The sequence below is a fragment of the Chromobacterium sp. FG89 genome (assembly GCF_057808735.1).
In genome coordinates this window covers 1-543 of the sequence record NZ_JBMDIQ010000079.1, presented here as the reverse complement: position 1 = coordinate 543, position 543 = coordinate 1, and the positions used below count along the sequence as shown (strand labels likewise).

Sequence of the window (543 nt, the reverse complement as noted above, 5' to 3'; positions counted from 1 at the left end):
CCGTCTCGCCCAGCCCCTTGCCGGCAAAGGCCGACAACGAGGAGGTATTGGACGCACCCGCCAAGCCGGCGGTCGCCGCCGCCGAGAACGCCGACAGCCCCACCTGGCCCCAGGAGAAGCGGTCCTGCATCCCCATCGCCATCGCCACACCCTGGCTGACCATGGAGCCTACTGCACCACCTATCGCGGCGGCGGCTAAACCAATCCCCCCCGCCATAGCCCCCATCATAACTCCGGCACCTGTAGCAGCCACGCCAGTCAGTCCGGCTCCGACTACGGCGCCCATCGCGGCACCAAAACTCATGCCACTCGCCATCGCAGACATCGCCACCGCTGCCGCGCCAGCCGTCATCACCACCGCAACGACCGCAACAACTGCAACAAAGATGGCCCCAACCCCACCACAACCACCACCACCATCCTGCGGCGGCGGCGGCGGCGGATCCGGCAGCGTCGGCGTCACATCGCCTATTGCCTCGCCCGGGTTGTACACCCGGTAAGTGCCGCTGTTGTTGTGCACATTCGTCACTTTGTTCGGCACTT

Annotated in this window: 1 pseudogene; it reads right to left on the bottom strand. The window is 66.3% G+C overall.

The features are described from left to right. Positions 1–543 (bottom strand): annotated as a pseudogene (locus ACODRW_RS24320) (hypothetical protein); the annotation flags it as partial.